Annotated in this window: 11 protein-coding genes; 8 read left to right on the top strand and 3 right to left on the bottom strand. The window is 55.2% G+C overall.

Annotation, left to right across the window (positions count from 1 at the left end; all coding sequences use genetic code 11):
- Nucleotides 1–169: 169 nt before the first annotated feature.
- The gene (locus ACZ5FM_RS14165) at nucleotides 170–1,525 is read left to right on the top strand and encodes a dicarboxylate/amino acid:cation symporter (RefSeq protein ID WP_192491449.1); all 1,356 of its coding nucleotides are present in this window, start codon (nucleotides 170–172) and stop codon (nucleotides 1,523–1,525) included.
- A gap of 47 nt (nucleotides 1,526–1,572) precedes the next feature.
- On the opposite strand, the gene ACZ5FM_RS14160 is transcribed toward ACZ5FM_RS14165, so the two are convergent.
- On the bottom strand, nucleotides 1,573–2,574 hold the full coding sequence (locus ACZ5FM_RS14160; protein ID WP_464039006.1) for an AraC family transcriptional regulator: 1,002 nt from the start codon (nucleotides 2,572–2,574) through the stop codon (nucleotides 1,573–1,575).
- A 75-nt stretch (nucleotides 2,575–2,649) separates the two neighbouring features.
- Here ACZ5FM_RS14160 and ACZ5FM_RS14155 point away from each other — a divergent pair, with 75 nt between their 5' ends.
- The 3 genes from ACZ5FM_RS14155 to ACZ5FM_RS14145 all read left to right on the top strand — a co-directional run bounded on the left by ACZ5FM_RS14155 (nucleotide 2,650) and on the right by ACZ5FM_RS14145 (nucleotide 5,825).
- Entirely contained in the window at nucleotides 2,650–3,855 is a 1,206-nt protein-coding gene (locus ACZ5FM_RS14155; protein ID WP_464039005.1) for an MFS transporter, read from the top strand.
- A gap of 175 nt (nucleotides 3,856–4,030) precedes the next feature.
- Nucleotides 4,031–4,432 (top strand): MarR family winged helix-turn-helix transcriptional regulator, encoded by a 402-nt coding sequence (locus ACZ5FM_RS14150; RefSeq protein WP_464040473.1) that lies wholly within the window; start codon nucleotides 4,031–4,033, stop codon nucleotides 4,430–4,432.
- An 88-nt stretch (nucleotides 4,433–4,520) separates the two neighbouring features.
- The gene (locus ACZ5FM_RS14145; protein ID WP_464039004.1) at nucleotides 4,521–5,825 is read left to right on the top strand and encodes an MFS transporter; all 1,305 of its coding nucleotides are present in this window, start codon (nucleotides 4,521–4,523) and stop codon (nucleotides 5,823–5,825) included.
- A gap of 85 nt (nucleotides 5,826–5,910) precedes the next feature.
- Here the strand turns inward: ACZ5FM_RS14145 and pgi are convergent, their stop codons facing one another.
- Together pgi and ACZ5FM_RS14135 are read right to left on the bottom strand one after the other, a co-directional pair.
- Entirely contained in the window at nucleotides 5,911–7,536 is a 1,626-nt protein-coding gene (gene pgi, locus ACZ5FM_RS14140; protein ID WP_312950162.1) for a glucose-6-phosphate isomerase, read from the bottom strand.
- 128 nt (nucleotides 7,537–7,664) lie between these two features.
- On the bottom strand, nucleotides 7,665–9,368 hold the full coding sequence (locus ACZ5FM_RS14135; protein WP_464039003.1) for a long-chain-fatty-acid--CoA ligase: 1,704 nt from the start codon (nucleotides 9,366–9,368) through the stop codon (nucleotides 7,665–7,667).
- Between the two features lie 383 nt (nucleotides 9,369–9,751).
- Here ACZ5FM_RS14135 and ACZ5FM_RS14130 point away from each other — a divergent pair, with 383 nt between their 5' ends.
- The 4 genes from ACZ5FM_RS14130 (at nucleotide 9,752) to ACZ5FM_RS14115 (ending at nucleotide 14,583) form a co-directional block, all read left to right on the top strand.
- The gene (locus tag ACZ5FM_RS14130; protein WP_464039002.1) at nucleotides 9,752–10,798 is read left to right on the top strand and encodes an ABC transporter ATP-binding protein; all 1,047 of its coding nucleotides are present in this window, start codon (nucleotides 9,752–9,754) and stop codon (nucleotides 10,796–10,798) included.
- Between the two features lie 153 nt (nucleotides 10,799–10,951).
- Nucleotides 10,952–11,968: an extracellular solute-binding protein gene (locus ACZ5FM_RS14125; RefSeq protein ID WP_464039001.1), complete on the top strand. Its 1,017-nt coding sequence runs from the start codon at nucleotides 10,952–10,954 to the stop codon at nucleotides 11,966–11,968.
- A gap of 162 nt (nucleotides 11,969–12,130) precedes the next feature.
- Entirely contained in the window at nucleotides 12,131–13,759 is a 1,629-nt protein-coding gene (locus ACZ5FM_RS14120) for an ABC transporter permease (protein WP_259149505.1), read from the top strand.
- 206 nt (nucleotides 13,760–13,965) lie between these two features.
- Nucleotides 13,966–14,583: a hypothetical protein gene (locus tag ACZ5FM_RS14115; RefSeq protein WP_250985611.1), complete on the top strand. Its 618-nt coding sequence runs from the start codon at nucleotides 13,966–13,968 to the stop codon at nucleotides 14,581–14,583.
- Nucleotides 14,584–14,640: the final 57 nt, after the last annotated feature.

The following is a 14,640-nucleotide window of genomic DNA, read 5'->3' as shown; positions in this document are numbered from 1 at the left end:
GATCCCGCCAATTGCCTGTATGGCGGAATGAATTTTCGTGAAGCGTCGGTTTCGCGCAATTGTGTCTGTTGATATTTAAGGCGATATGCCAAATATATAGGCAGACAGCAGCGCCGCATTCATCAGCCGCAGCCACGTTTCTTCTTATCTCCATCAAATGGAATGCAAAATGTCTAGTTCAACATCCGCTTCGCGGGCGCAGAAGCCGTTTTACGCTTCGTTCGGCTTTCAGGTGTTCGTTGCCATGGCTATCGGCCTGGTCCTCGGCTACATCGCGCGCCAGATCGGCCCGACCGATGCTGGCCCGAATTGGCTCGTACAGACGCTTTCGACCATTGGCTCCATCTTTGTGCAGCTTCTGCGCGCCCTGGTGCCTCTGCTGATTTTCACGGCCATTGTGGCCAGTATCGCCAACCTGCGTGAACTCAACAATGCAGCGCGCCTCGTCTGGCAGACCCTGCTGTGGTTTGCGATTACAGCACTGATCGCGGTTCTCATCGGTATCGTACTTGGTCTGGTCATTCAGCCGGGGATCAACAGTGGTGTTGCCGCAACGGCTGCCGCGGCACCTTCCAGTACCGGTTCGTGGCTTGATTTCTTGAAAGGCCTTATCCCTTCCAACGTGCTAGGCCTGCAGGCATCGACACGGATCAATGACAGTGGTGCCACCACATCACTCAACTTCAACGTCTTGCAGATCCTTGTGGTTTCGATTGCTGTTGGTATTGCCGCCTTGCAGGTGGGTGAAAAGGCTGAACCGTTTCTGTCCTTCAACCGTTCGCTGCTTGCCATTACCCGTAAGATTCTGTGGTGGGTCATTCGCCTGACGCCAATCGGCACAATCGGCCTTCTGGGCAATGCGGTTGCCGTTTATGGCTGGGATGCGCTCGCATCGCTTGGTTGGTACTCTGCTGCGATCTACATCGGTTTGGCGATCGTGCTTTTCGTCGTCTATCCAATCGTGCTGGCGACAAACGGACTGAACCCCGTGCGGTTCTTCGCCGGTGCATGGCCTGCGATCCAGCTTGCCTTTGTTTCCCGTTCGTCGATTGGCACTCTTCCGGTAACCGAGCAGGTTACGGAACGTAATCTCGGTGTCCCACGCGAATATGCAGCCTTTGCCGTGCCGCTCGGCGCGACCACAAAGATGGATGGTTGCGCGGCAATCTATCCGGCCATTTCGGCGATCTTTGTCGCGCAGTTTTACGGCATCCCGCTTGGTGTGCAGGAATATGTGCTGATTGCCTTTGTTTCGGTACTTGGTTCCGCTGCAACTGCTGGCCTGACTGGTGCCACCGTGATGTTGACGCTGACGCTATCCACCCTTGGCCTGCCTCTGCAGGGCGTTGGTCTGCTGCTTGCGGTTGATCCTATTCTAGACATGGGCCGTACTGCCGTTAACGTGGCTGGTCAGGCACTTATCCCGACCATCGTTGCAAAACGCCAAGGCATTCTCGATCAGGACGCCTATGACCGTGTTGAAGGCATAGACGCGCTTGATCCGACAGCCGTTCCTGCTGAATAAGCGAGGGTACTGTGAATGACAAAACCGCCGGGAAACCGGCGGTTTTTTTATGCGATATGATGGGGCGGCGGAGGCAGGTCACTCTGTTTTGTGGTCAGCGAGCCCGGTGGATGGCCAATGATGCGTTTGAAGGCACGGCTGAATGCGGCCTGTGAGCCGTAACCGAGTTTCAGGGCGGCCGTTTCAATCGGCATATGTTCCTTGCCAATCCATTGCGAAGCGAGCCGCATGCGAAGCTCGGTTAGATAACGCAGCGGTGTTATGCCGGTCACTTCGAGAAAACGTTCGGCAAAAACCGAGCGTGACGCACCCATCTGGCTGGCAAGTTCTGCCAGAGACCAGTCGTGGCCGGGATTGTTGTGAATGGCAAGCAGAACGCGACCAAGGCGTGGATCGCGCAACGCTGCAATCCAACCGGAGGAATCGCCGCAGCCACATTCGACCCATGCCCGCACGATGAATGCGGCCACCACATCGGCAAGCCGCGCCAGAATGCCTGCAAAGCCGGCACGGGCCTGTCGCGTTTCCCGCTCCATCGCCTCCAGCATCGGCAGCAATTCCGGATAACGATTAATCAAGGTGCCAACGAACATCACTTCCGGCATCAGTCCGACAAGCGGGTGCAGGCCACCCAGGTCAAACTCCATGCAGCCGCTGAAAACAAGGATGCGCTCAGCGGCCGGTGTTTCGGGGCTGCAGGTCTTGATGGCGGTGACGGAATTGCAGAGCGGCGCAGTGTTGAAGGAACGGATGTTCTGGCAGGGCATTTCCGGGCTGGACAGCAGGGAATGTGCGCCACCACGTGGCAACAGAACGGCATCGCCAGTGTTCATCTCGTGCAGGCTACCGGACAGTGTTCTCAGATAGACCGGGCCGCGTGCCACAAAGTGAAATTGTGCTCGTCCCTCGACCTCGCCAAACGCCAGACCAAAGGGCGGAGCAACCTCGATGCGATTGTAATTCAGGCCGACAAGTCGCATGCCCATCAGCAGTTCACTGACGAGATCGGGATCTGGCAAGCTGTGATTTTCGGACTTTCGATCAAGCATGACGGATTTTGTGACATAGATAGTCCGGCCTGTCCAGTTTATCTTCAGATCATTCCTTCCCTCCCAAAGGACAAGATGATGAACCCGACTTTTGAACCTACACAGGCTGGGGCTGGCCCGGAAACCCCTGCATGGGGTGCCGTGACCTCCATGGCGCTCGGTGTATTCGGACTGGTGACGGCAGAGTTTCTGCCCGCAAGCCTTCTCACCCCCATTGCTGCTGAACTTGGTATTACCGAAGGTGCGGCCGGACAGGCCGTTACCGTCACGGCGGTTGTTGGCATGATTGCCAGCCTGCTGATCACATCGGCTGCACGTCGCATTGACCGTCGACATCTGATGATGTTTTTCTCCGCGCTGCTGGTTGTTTCCAATCTTATGGTGGCGGCTGCCCCCGGCTTTACGCTGCTTTTGATCGGGCGTCTGCTGTTGGGCGTGGCGCTTGGCGGTTTCTGGGCAATGTCCACGGCCATCGTCATCCGCCTCGTGCCGCCGCGTAATGTGCCGCGGGCCCTATCCATGGTGTTCAGCGGTGTGTCTGCTGCAACCATCGTTGCGGCGCCGATTGGAAGTTATGTCGGTGAAATGGCCGGCTGGCGTTTCGTCTTCGTGTTGACGGCCGGTTTGGGTGTTATTGCTTTTATCATGCAGTATCTGACGCTGCCAAAGCTCGCCCCCTCAGGCACAAGCAGCCTACGCACCCTTGGTACCGTGTTGGCAAGACCAGGCATCGCGCTTGGTCTGGTGGCGGCAACGCTGGTATTTGGCGGACACTTTGCGTTCTTCACTTACCTTCGTCCGTATCTGGAAATGGATATCGGTGCCAATATTGGCATGGTCTCGGCGCTGTTGCTGGGCTTTGGATTGGCCAATTTTGTGGGCACGCTGACGGCTGGATCATTGATCGGCCGTAGCCTCAAGCTGTCGCTGGCCGTCTTGCCACTGTTGATGGCTGCTATCGCATTCGTGATTGTGACCACACAACCGCCACTGCCTCTGGCTGCCGTGCTTGTTGCGCTGTGGGGTTTTCTGTTTGGCGCGGTGCCGGTGTCATGGTCGACATGGCTGGCGCGCACCATTCCGGATGAAGCGGAAAGTGCCGGCGGTTTGCTGGTTGCCTCCATCCAGTTTGCCATCGGCATGGGTGCGGCAGTTGGCGGCTTTATCTTCGACATGAATGGCGCAACCGGCGTTTTCGGTATCAGTGGTCTGGTGCTTGCTGTCGCCAGCATTGGCATCATTCTCGGGGTCAAGCCGCGTGCGCAGGTCAGTCTCGCCTGATCTCCTCAAAATATTGGATCATGGAAAAGCCGGGATCATCTCCCGGCTTTTTCTTTGTGTTTCAATCAGATAATCGTAGCTTTCTGCCAGTTGTTGTGACCTCATCTCGGTCGGTCTATTGTGTTGGTCAATCCGGCGCTTGCGCTTATAGTTTTACGGGTATATACCCATGGTTATGTCAACCAGTAACTGTCACTGCATATTGTTGCGCCAAGCCTCCCGGAAGGTCTCGTCCTATTACGACGAGGCGCTAGCTCCGCTTGGGGTAAATATCGGTCAGTTCAGTCTGCTGAGGAAGATCAGGCGTTTGGCGCCGGCGTCACTGACCGATGTTGCTGCCGCCGCGGAATTGGACCGTTCGACGGTCGGCCGTAATGCCAAGGTACTGGAGCGTATGGGGCTGGTGGCAATTGGCCATGGCGAGGACCAGCGCGAGGCTATGTTGTCTATCACCAAGCAAGGGCAGGCCGTTCTGAATGAGGGTGCGCCGCTCTGGGACGGCGTGCAGGATGATATTGAGGCTCGGTTGGGCCCTGACAGAACGAGACAGTTACAGGAGCTGCTGGCAGCTCTCTAATTTTTATCATGAAGCGGGTATATGCACGCAAATAAGGGTATCTACCCGTATTTCGACGCAACACCAGTGATCAGGAAAGGGAAGTGCAATGTTTTCCGAACGTCTTGCTGGCTGGATGGCTGGCAAAAATCTTCATTATGGCTGGGTGGTGGCGTCGACCACATTTCTGACCATGCTCGCGACCGCCGGTGCCATGGGTTCCGCCGGGGTGATGATCCAGCCGCTGCATCAGGAATTTGGCTGGGACATTGCCGATATCTCTTTTGCCATGGCGGTGCGTCTGGTGCTTTTTGGCCTTCTCGGACCGTTTGCTGCGGCCTTCATGAATCATTTTGGTGTGCGCCAAGTTGTGTTGACGGCGCTGACACTGATTGTGTTTGGCATCCTGACATCGTTTCTGATGACGGAAGTCTGGCAACTCGTCGCACTCTGGGGTGTGGTCATCGGTGTCGGCACAGGCATGACAGCGCTGGTCCTTGGCGCAACGGTCGCCACACGCTGGTTCTCGAAACGCCGCGGGCTGGTTGTTGGATTGATGACTGCCAGCAACGCAACCGGTCAGCTGGTGTTTTTGCCCATTCTTGCGGCACTTACCGAAGCCTATGGCTGGCGCACAGCCCTGATGCTGGCCGTCACGGTAATCGTGTTGGCAATGCTACTGGTGCTGTTTCTGATGCGTGACTATCCCGCCGATGTTGGTTTAACGGCCTATGGTGAGGAGACGGTGAGTGCGCGGGTCAAGCAGGATCACAAACTACTTGCCACACTTGTTTCGCCACTGCTGGTGTTGAAGGAAGTGTCTACAAACCCGGTATTCTGGGTGTTGTTTGGAACATTCTTCATCTGCGGTCTGTCGACCAATGGGCTCATTCAAACGCACTGGATTTCGATTTGCGGAGATTTTGGGATGGCGGCGGTGACGGCGGCTGGCACTCTGGCGGTTATCGGCATCTTTGATTTCTTCGGTACGGTATTTGCTGGCTGGCTGTCGGACCGTTTTGACAATCGTTTCCTGCTGTTCTGGTTTTATGGTCTGCGTGGTCTGTCGCTGATCTACCTTTCCTTCTCGGGTTTCAGTCTGGTGGAGCTGTCGATCTTTGCGGTATTTTACGGTCTGGACTGGGTTGCCACCGTTCCGCCAACCGTCAAGCTTGCGGCTGAGAATTTCGGACGCGAAAAAGCCGGTCTGGTTTTTGGATGGGTGTTTACTGGCCACCAGCTTGGCGCTGCGACCGCCGCTTTCGGTGCCGGATATTTCAGGGATGATTTCGGAACCTATATGCCCGCTTTGCAGATCGCAGGCGTCATGTGCATGATCGCGGCTGTGTCGGTGCTGCTTTTGAGAAAACCCGGTACCACCAATTTCGCGACACCAAATTTGGCGCGGTCTTGACGTTCAAGCCAGTCGTACAGACACAGGCTTGGTTTTCTTGAAAAAGCCGGGAGCATATCCCGGCTTTTTTATTTTGTGTTGTTGGTTATTTCGCCAGACCGGCCAAAACCTTGACCAGCCCCTGTGTGGAACTGTCATGGCCATCGGCCTTTTCCTTGCCTTCCACAACCGGCAGCAGGCCCGTTGCCAGTTCCTTGCCAAGCTCCACGCCCCACTGGTCGAAGGAGTTGATACGGAACAGCACGCCTTCCACGAAAACGCGGTGTTCATAGAGTGCGATCAGGCGACCAAGCGCAAATGGTGTCAGTTGGTCATACACGAAGGTGATCGAGGGGCGGTTGCCGGTAAAGACGCGATGTGGCGCAATGAAATCGGCCTGTTTGTCGTCCATCCCCTTTGAGGTCAGCTGTGCCTTGGCCTCTGCCAGTGTGCGACCCTTCATCAGGGCCTCTGACTGGGCAAGGCAATTGGAAATCAGCAACTGGTGCTGATGACGCAATTCTTTCTCGAAGCCGTTGGCGGCAATCATGAATTCAGCCGGGATGATGCTCGTTCCCTGGTGGATCAGCTGATAAAATGCATGCTGTCCATTGGTGCCGGGTTCACCCCAGACAACCGGGCCGGACTGACCTTCAACGGCTTTGCCGTCAATCGTGACGCCCTTGCCATTCGATTCCATGTCGAGCTGCTGCAGATAGGCAGGGAAGCGCGAAAGCCGCTGGTCGTAAGGCAGGATGGCGCGGGTTGGATAATCCAGTACATTGCGATGGTAAAAGCCGATAAGGCCCAGCAGCATTGGCAGGTTTTGACGGAATGGCGCTTCGCGGAAGTGCTTGTCCATCGCATGCGCGCCATCAAGGAACTTGCCGAAGTTTTCAGGCCCGATGGCAATCATCAATGGCAGACCAATTGCCGACCAAATGGAGTAGCGTCCGCCGACCCAATCCCAGAAACCAAAAATACGATCACTTTCGATGCCGAACGCGGCGACCTTGTCCAATGCGGTCGATACTGCGCAGAAGTGGTTCTTTACGGCGTCTTCACCCAGTTTGTCGGCGATGAACTTGCGTGCCGTTGCCGCATTGGTCATCGTTTCGATGGTGGTGAATGTTTTTGATGCAACGATGAACAGTGCTGTCTCAGGATCAATTGATTTCAGCGTGTCGGCAATATGCGCGCCATCAATGTTAGATACGAAGTGCGCACGTGGACCATCGTGGAATGGTGCGAGTGACAATGTCGCCATGACCGGGCCGAGGTCCGAACCACCAATGCCGATATTGATGACGTCGGTGATCTTTTTGCCGGTTGCGCCTTTCAGTGTGCCCAAGCGGATTGCATCGGCGAACTTGCCCATGGCGGCGAGAACGCCGTTGACATCAGGCATCACGTCCTTGCCGTCAACCACGACCGGAGTGTTGGAACGGTTGCGCAAAGCTGTGTGCAATACGGCGCGATCTTCGGTGAAGTTGATCGCCTTGCCGGAGAACATGTCTTCGCGTTTTTCAGCAACGCCACCTGCCGTTGCCAGCTTTTCAAGCAGGTCAACAATCTCGGCATTCACTGCGCATTTGGAATAATCCATCAGCAGATCGTCAAAACGGGCGCTGAAATTGTCGAAACGCTTTGCGTCATTGGCGAAAGCGGCCCTGATATCTGTTGCGGATGTGGCCGCAGCCGTAGATTTCAGGTTTTCGATGATAGCCTGCATGGAATGTTCCTCAGTTCCGTGGAAGGATGCAGAAACTATTCCCTTTCAGCAGGCCAAATCAAGGCGCGTATTTGACAAAAGAACGATGTTCTTGCCGACCATCGTTCTGTCGCTGAATGATACCGTCTTCAGCTGCGCAGTTCGCGTCGCAGGATCTTGCCGACATTGGTTTTTGGCAGCTCTGTTCTGAACTCGATCTGGCGTGGGCGTTTGTAGTTGGTCATGTTCTCAGCACAGAACGCCTTGAGTTCTTCTGCCGTCAGGTCCGGGTCTTTTTTGACTACGAATAGTTTAACGGCTTCACCGGACCGTTCATCTGGAATGCCAACCACGGCGCATTCCAGCACGCCGGGATGTGAAGCGACCACTTCTTCGATTTCATTGGGGTACACGTTGAAGCCGGAAACCAGGATCATGTCCTTCTTGCGGTCCACGATTTTGGTGTAACCGCGCTCATCCATGAAGCCCATGTCGCCGGAGCGGAAGTAACCATCCGCTGCCATGACCTTGGCGGTTTCATCCGGTCTTTGCCAGTAGCCGGCCATGACTTGCGGGCCACGAATGCAGATTTCTCCAACCTCGCCAAATGGCAGGCTGTTATCGTTTTCATCCCGAATATCCACTTCGGTGGACGGAATAGGCAGGCCAATGGTGCCTGTGAAATCATTGACATCTAGCCGGTTGACGGTTGCCACTGGTGATGTCTCGGACAGACCATACCCTTCGCTGATCGGGCGGCCGGTTACCGACATCCAACGTTCCGCCACGGGTCTTTGAACAGCCATGCCGCCGCCGAGCACAAGAAGAAGCTCGGAGAAATCAAGCGTCTTGAAGTCGTCATTGTTCAAAAGTGCATTGAACAGGGTGTTGATGCCGGGGAATACGTGAAAGCGATGATGGCGCATTTCCTTGATAAGCGCCGGAATATCACGCGGATTGGCAATCAGCACGTTGTTAGCACCCAGTGCCACGCCCATCAGCGAGTTCACCGTCAATGCAAAGATGTGGCAAAGCGGCAGGGCGCAGAGGAAAGTCATGCTTTCCGGGCGTTGTTTGCCGGCCAGTGCCGAATCAAGCCACAGCGAAATCTGCGCCTTGTTGGCCAAAAGATTGTTGTGCGTCAGCACAGCACCCTTGGAGATTCCTGTGGTACCGCCGGTATATTGCAGAAACGCCACGTCTTCTGGTGCAATATCGGTATGCACCATTTTCAAGCGGTTCGCCTCCTTCATCATGTCCGTGTAGCGGATCGCACAGGAGATCGACCATTTGGGCACGATCTTCTTGACTCGGCGCAGCACGAAATTGATCAGGATACCCTTGGCGCCGAACACGTCACCAATCGAAGCAACAACGACATTTTGAATATCGGTGCCAATGATGGCCTGCTGGGCCGTGTGAGCAAAGTTCTCCAGTACAAACAGGACTTTTGCACCTGAATCCTTCAACTGATAGGTCAGTTCACGGGCGGTGTAGAGCGGGTTGATGTTAACGACAATCATGCCCGCCCGCAGAATACCGTAAACAGCAATCGGGTTTTGCAGGATATTGGGCATCATCACCGCAATACGGTCACCCTTGCGGAAACCGTGCGCCTGCAGCCAGGCTGCGACCTTGCGTGTTTCCTGTTCAAGTTCAGCGTAGGTGATCGACTTGCCCATGCTGGTGAAGACTTTGCGGCCGGCATAAGCGGCGCAGTTTTTCTCCATCAGATCGCGCAAGGAGTTATAAGCCGATGGCGGAATTTCCGCTGGCACGCCTTCCGGATAGGAAGCCAGCCACGGTTTATCCTTTGCAGAACCTTCAGGTTTAGTTTTGAACGCGTCGTTCATGCCGCTCCTCCCAGCGTAACTTATCGCACAGCGTTTTGTGTGAGGCAAACGGCTCTCACCCGCTGTCCATGCCGTCCGGTCCTCCAACCGAATTAGCTGCCTGATCAAAATGTATGTAACTCTAACGTACACGTCAATCTCACTGTAACGATTGTTACAGTCAAAAATACGCGACCGGATGACGCAATTTGGTCCGGTGCGGACGGATGGCGCAAGAGGCGGCACCAAACATCGGCCTTTCGGCGTGTCGATTTCGGTAGTCGACTACAATTTACCGCCGAAAATCCGCTTTCATGCCCATTCGCCTGCCGGTTGGTTTTGACTTTAATCCTGATTTGCGCGATCAACAAAGAATATAGGCCTGTTTGCATGGAATAACGTGAATGACTGTCGCTGCACTTGAGTTGAAAAACATCGGTAAACGGTTTGGTGCGACCGATGTGTTGAACAACATCGATCTCACGGTCAACAGCGGTGAAATCATCTGCCTGGTCGGGCGTTCCGGTTGCGGCAAGTCGACGCTTTTGAGAATTATTGCCGGTGTTGAAACTCCTGATCAGGGCACGCTGATGATGAATGGCCGGGAGATTGCCGGGCCGTCGTCGTTTGTCGAACCTGAAAACCGCAATATCGGTTTCGTCTTTCAGGATTATGCACTGTTCCCGCATTTGACCGTCGAGCGAAATGTGATGTTTGGCCTCAAGGGCGTGCCAAAGGACGAGGCGCGTGAGCGTGCCAATTCCCTGATCGAGCATGTCGGACTGCGGGCATTGGCAACCCGTTATCCACACACGCTTTCCGGTGGTGAACAGCAGCGCGTGGCGCTGGCAAGAGCGCTTGCTCCACGTCCGGCTATCCTGCTGATGGATGAACCCTTTTCCAATCTCGACCGTGGCCTGCGGGACAGCGTGCGCGAAGAGACGCTTTCACTACTACGTGGTCTCGGCACTACGGCTATCATGGTCACACATGATCCCGAGGAAGCGCTGTCTGCCGGTGATCGTGTGGTGCTGATGCAGCAGGGCCAAATCGTACAAACCGGCAGTGGATATGATCTGCACGATAGACCAAATTGCCGTTATGCGGCGGATTTCTTCTGTGCCTTCAACAAGGTCAATGGCGTCATTCGCAATGGCCGGATTGAAACCGGGTTGGGTGCCTTTACGACGCCTGAAAAACTTCCCGAGGGTGCGCAGGCCGTTGCCTATATTCGTCCCAGTGCCATTTCCCTGTCGGAAAACGGTGCGCTGAATGGCTCGGTAGAAGGTGTTATCTCCGGCAGAACCTTCCTTGGCGAGATCGAGCAACTCAATATCCAGGTTCCCGGCATGAGTGAAAATCTGCGCGTGCGCAGCATGGATCGCCTGCCTCAAGGCGTTGATCGTGTGCAGCTTAAGGTGAAGCCGGAAACGGTTCTTGTATTCATTTAGGGTTGTATTTGCGTCGGTATCCACTGTGTTTTTGGTGTGTTATCAACTTAAAGTGAGTATTTTCTCCGAATTTGCCAGCGCATAAACTTGACATTCTTTGTCATGTATGATGCAGACCGCCTGTAACTTTTCTTAGGAGTACAGGGGATTAAGATGAGCAAAGTCATTTCTTTCAAGACAGCACTTCTCGCAAGCGTGTTCATGGCGGGTGCAGCTCAGGCAACTGAACTGAACATCTACACGACACGCGAACCGGCTCTTCTTCAGCCGCTTCTCGATTCCTTCACCACCAACAGCGGCATCAAGGTCAATACCGTATTCCTGAAAGACGGTCTGGCTGAGCGCGTTCTGAGCGAGGGCGCCAGCTCTCCTGCAGACATCCTGATGACCGTTGATGCTGGTAACCTCGTTGACTTGGTTGAAAAGGGTGTGACGCAGGCCGTTGATTCCGCCGTTCTCAAGGAAGCCGTTCCAGCTGAACTGCGTGACGCCGACGGCAACTGGTTTGCACTTTCGATGCGCGCCCGCGTTCTCTACGCTGCCAAGGATCTTGATCTGGCGTCCTTCAACTATGAAGACCTCGCTGATGCCAAGTGGAAGGGCAAGGTGTGCATTCGTTCTGGCCAGCACCCGTACAACACGGCCCTGTTTGCTGACTACGTCGCCCATTACGGTGCAGAAGAAACTGAAAAGTGGCTGGCTGGCGTCAAGGACAACCTCGCTCGCAAGGCTGGTGGCGGTGACCGTGATGTTGCCAAGGATATCCTCGGCGGCATTTGCGATATCGGTATTGCAAACTCCTACTATGTTGGCCTGATGCGTTCGGGCAAGGGTGGTGAAGACCAGGTCAAGTGGGGCGAGGCGATCAAGGTCGTTCTGCCAACCTTCAAGAACGGCGGTACGCAGGTCAACATATCGGGCGCTGCTGTTGCCAAGAACGCGCCCAACAAGGACAATGCTGTAAAGCTGCTTGAGTATCTGGTCTCTGCAGAAGCCCAGAAGATCTACGCGGAAGCCAACTACGAATATCCGGTCAGACAGGGTGCTTCTGTCGACCCGATCATTGCATCGTTCGGCGAACTGAAGATTGACAACAAGACGCTTTCGGAAATCGTTACCCACCGCAAACAGGCCAGCGAACTGGCTGAAAAGGTTGGCTTCGACAACTGATAATCAGTTTGTTACATGCTACCAAGGCGCTCGTTTTGAACGGGCGCCTTTGGCCGTTTAAGATGCTATTCGGCCAAGATGATAATTCCCACCTGAAGAGCAGGTCGATACGTGAGCCTTAACCCAGCCGTCGAATCCGCAAGCAAGGCCAGACGTCGTAAACTGGAAATCTGGCTGGTTGGCGCTGTGTTGATTGCGCTTTTGGCACTGGTGCCGGTTCTGGCGTTGCTTTTTGAAGCGCTGCAGGGCTCGCAAGGTCTGTGGGCGCATCTGGCATCATCGGTACTGGCAACGGCATTGCCCGACACGCTGGTTCTGCTCGTTGGCGTCGGGGTCATTGCCGGAGTTCTTGGAACACTTGCCGCCTGGCTGGTGGCCGCACATGATTTTCCCGGTCGCAAGATACTGGAATGGGCGCTGCTTTTGCCGCTGGCCATGCCGACCTATATCGTCGCTTACGCCTATCTCGACATCCTGCACCCGATCGGTCCGGTGCAGGAATTGATCCGGTGGGTATTGGGTTACTCCAGCCCGCGCGAGTTCCGACTGTCGGATATTCGCTCGACCACTGGCTGCATCATCCTGCTCAGCTTTGTTCTGTACCCTTATGTCTACATTCCCGTGCGAGCGATGTTCATGACTCAGGCCGGCAATTTGATCGAGGCGGCACGTAGCCTTGGCGCGTCTCGTAGCGGTGTCTTTGTACGGGTGGCAGTGCCATTGGCGCGTCCGGCCATAGCGGTTGGCATCAGCCTCGCACTGATGGAAGCGCTGAATGATATCGGTGCGTCCGAGTTTCTTGGTGTACGAACGCTGACAGTGTCCGTCTACACGACATGGGTCACCCGTTCCGATCTGCCGGGTGCATCGCAAATCGCCCTGTTCATGCTGTTCATCGTCGTTGCTCTTGTTGCCTTGGAACGGTGGGCGCGTCGCAGACAGCGGTATTCCGTATCTGCGCAGCGCAATCATCCGCTGCAGCCTCTGCGGCTATCCCGGCTCAAGGGCTGGCTGGCATTTCTCGCTGGAAGCCTGCCGATCCTGGTGGGCTTCGTGTTCCCGGCGATCTATTTGGTTATCGAAGCCTGGAAGCGCTTCCGCTTCAGCGGGCTTTCTCCCCGTCTCATCGGTGAGGCAGGCAATACGCTTGTGTTTGCAGGCGTTGCGACAGCCGTAACGTTACTATGTGGCATCATCGTTGTTTACGCCATGCGGCTAAGGCCCGGTGCAACCAGCCGGTGGAGCTACCGTTTGTCGACAATCGGTTATGCAGCACCCGGTACGGTGATCGCGATTGGCGTGTTGATCGCGCTCGGCGCTTTTGATCGCTTGGTCGATGTGACTGCGCAAAGCTGGTTTGGCGTTTCAACCGGTCTTTTGATGATCGGTAGCGGCGGAGCGCTGATCTTTGCCTATACGGCGCGATTTTTGACCATTGCTGCTGGTGGTGTTGATGCCGGTTTTAGCCGCATACCGCACTCCTTTGATCATGCGTCGCGAACACTCGGTCGCACTGCTGGTAGCACATTCCGTCATGTGCATTTTCCACTGTCACGGGCGGCGCTGGCCGCTGCAGGTTTGCTGGTGTTTGTCGACTGCGTGAAGGAGCTTCCGGCAACGCTTCTTCTGCGTCCGCTGAATTTTGAGACCTTCGCCACCCACCTTTATGGCGAGGCGGCACGCGGTACCTATGAGGAAGCGTCAATTGCAGCGCTGGCCATTGTTGTCATCGGTATATTGCCTGTGATCCTGCTTGCCCGCGTCGGTCGGATTGAAACCACCCGTCGATAAGGTTTCCTGGCCGGCAAAAAGACAGAATTGTTTCAAAACGGGACATCTCGCGTGGTTTGATATCAGCACACACCTCTTCCTGTGTCCTTTGTATTTTATTCATTAGGCAAGTCTAATTAAATGAAATGAATTAAAGGAACTGCTGATGTAGTTTCGCTTTCAATGGTTTGTAGCCGCTCGTGGCTAACAACATTTGGAGGAAGATCATGAAAACAATAACAAGCAGCCTTCTCGTCTCCGCCTGCCTTCTTATGCCTGTGGGTGCCTACGCTCTCGACATCAATGTTGGTGGTGAAAAAGGTGTGAGCGTCAGCGTCGATGCAAAAGACGGGCTGGATGCGGGTGCCTCGGTTGGCGGTCGTGATGGCGTTAATGCAGGCGCTTCCGTTGGTGGCCGCAGCAGTGGCGGTCTCGGTGCTGATGTCAGCGCATCCGTTGGTGGTCGCGATGGCGTCAATGCCGATGTCGGAGCCACGGTTGGTGGTCGCGACCTTGCCAGTGCCAATGCAAAAGCCTCGGTTGGCGGCGACCGTGGATTGAAGGCCAACGTCGGGCTGAATGCTGGAACCGGTGGTGTCAATCTGGGTGTGGGTCTCGGTCTTGGTGGCACCACCACGACGACACCTGGCACACCAGGAAACCCTGGCGTCAACAATCCCGGCACCAAAAATCCGGCCCTGCGTCGCGCGATAGTCGGCTACAACAACATGTCTCGTCCGGAGCAGATCCGGCTGGCACGTCGCTGTGTCGATATCCTTGGTAGCGGTGGTTATGATGCAGCGCTGACCCAGCTCTGCCGCATGATCCAGATGGCGTCGCGCTAAACCGACCCTTGATCTTACGTCACGTAAAATCCATCACCCGCAGATGTATTTGCGGGT

This window comes from Agrobacterium sp. 5Ca50, assembly GCF_055381905.1.
The sequence above is the reverse complement of the archived record's forward strand: the minus strand, read 5'-3'. Positions and strand labels throughout refer to the sequence as shown.

Excerpts from the sequence above, each read along its gene's own strand:
- ACZ5FM_RS14165 (WP_192491449.1), top strand. The coding sequence starts at position 170 with ATGTCTAGTTCAACATCCGCTTCGCGGGCGCAGAAGCCGTTTTACGCT.
- ACZ5FM_RS14160 (WP_464039006.1), bottom strand. The coding sequence starts at position 2,574 with ATGCTTGATCGAAAGTCCGAAAATCACAGCTTGCCAGATCCCGATCTC.
- ACZ5FM_RS14155 (WP_464039005.1), top strand. The coding sequence starts at position 2,650 with ATGATGAACCCGACTTTTGAACCTACACAGGCTGGGGCTGGCCCGGAA.
- ACZ5FM_RS14150 (WP_464040473.1), top strand. The coding sequence starts at position 4,031 with ATGTCAACCAGTAACTGTCACTGCATATTGTTGCGCCAAGCCTCCCGG.
- ACZ5FM_RS14145 (WP_464039004.1), top strand. The coding sequence starts at position 4,521 with ATGTTTTCCGAACGTCTTGCTGGCTGGATGGCTGGCAAAAATCTTCAT.
- pgi (WP_312950162.1), bottom strand. The coding sequence starts at position 7,536 with ATGCAGGCTATCATCGAAAACCTGAAATCTACGGCTGCGGCCACATCC.
- ACZ5FM_RS14135 (WP_464039003.1), bottom strand. The coding sequence starts at position 9,368 with ATGAACGACGCGTTCAAAACTAAACCTGAAGGTTCTGCAAAGGATAAA.
- ACZ5FM_RS14130 (WP_464039002.1), top strand. The coding sequence starts at position 9,752 with ATGACTGTCGCTGCACTTGAGTTGAAAAACATCGGTAAACGGTTTGGT.
- ACZ5FM_RS14125 (WP_464039001.1), top strand. The coding sequence starts at position 10,952 with ATGAGCAAAGTCATTTCTTTCAAGACAGCACTTCTCGCAAGCGTGTTC.
- ACZ5FM_RS14115 (WP_250985611.1), top strand. The coding sequence starts at position 13,966 with ATGAAAACAATAACAAGCAGCCTTCTCGTCTCCGCCTGCCTTCTTATG.